At 52.9% G+C, this 643-nt stretch carries 1 protein-coding gene and 1 pseudogene; both read right to left on the bottom strand.

The window, feature by feature from the left end; translation table 11 throughout:
- The coding region (locus D588_RS26580; RefSeq protein WP_198526747.1) for a zeta toxin family protein at positions 1-317 on the bottom strand (317 nt) is incomplete at its 3' end.
- Positions 314-643 (bottom strand): annotated as a pseudogene (locus tag D588_RS26575) (hypothetical protein); the annotation flags it as partial. The pseudogene D588_RS26575 and the gene D588_RS26580, both read right to left, overlap by 4 nt.

The raw sequence follows: 643 nt of genomic DNA, 5'->3' as shown, positions 1-643 counted from the left end.
AGCAATTCCTCGGCCCATTGGCTGGCATCGGGATGGGTAAGGCCGGACCAGGTGTAGGGCTGGGCGTTGCGAAAACCATTGAGTTTGGGGTGAAATTCCCGCAGTTCGTCCGGATCGATAAGCACTGCGTCGTTGCGCATTTCCTCGCGAGCCACTCGAGCAAGACTGCCCTTTCCTGACCCTGGTTGGCCTGCCAAGATGATTGCCTTGGGATGCTCCAGCGATGACTTCGTATCAAGCGCCGCATCACCAAGAACTTTTTTCTCAAAAATCTTGAGGTGATCCACCTCGCTCAATCGAGATTCTTCACCGCTCACGACAGCATATCCTTATGCGCCTCTATGTAGGCCCAAAGCTCATTTAAGTCGGACATGCCGCGATTGCTTGACCTTGCATGCTGCATTAGTGTTTCCTTTTCCTCTGCCTTCCTGACGAGGTCTGGATCACCAGAGGACTCAGCGGCCCTCAGTTCATCACGTGCTTCTGAGATGAAGGAACTGAGCACGGCCTCAAGCCTCCATATTGCCTGATCAAATACAGGGACTCCTTGCTTTGGATTTTCAACCAATCGATTAAGTGTCCCCTGCAACTCATCCAAGTATTGGGGGTAGTCCTTGAGCATTTCCCGCAGCTTCTGCGGCAC

The organism is Xanthomonas sp. SHU 308, from assembly GCF_000364645.1.
GTDB classification, from domain to species: domain Bacteria; phylum Pseudomonadota; class Gammaproteobacteria; order Xanthomonadales; family Xanthomonadaceae; genus Xanthomonas_A; species Xanthomonas_A sontii.
The sequence above is the reverse complement of the archived record's forward strand: the minus strand, read 5'-3'. Positions and strand labels throughout refer to the sequence as shown.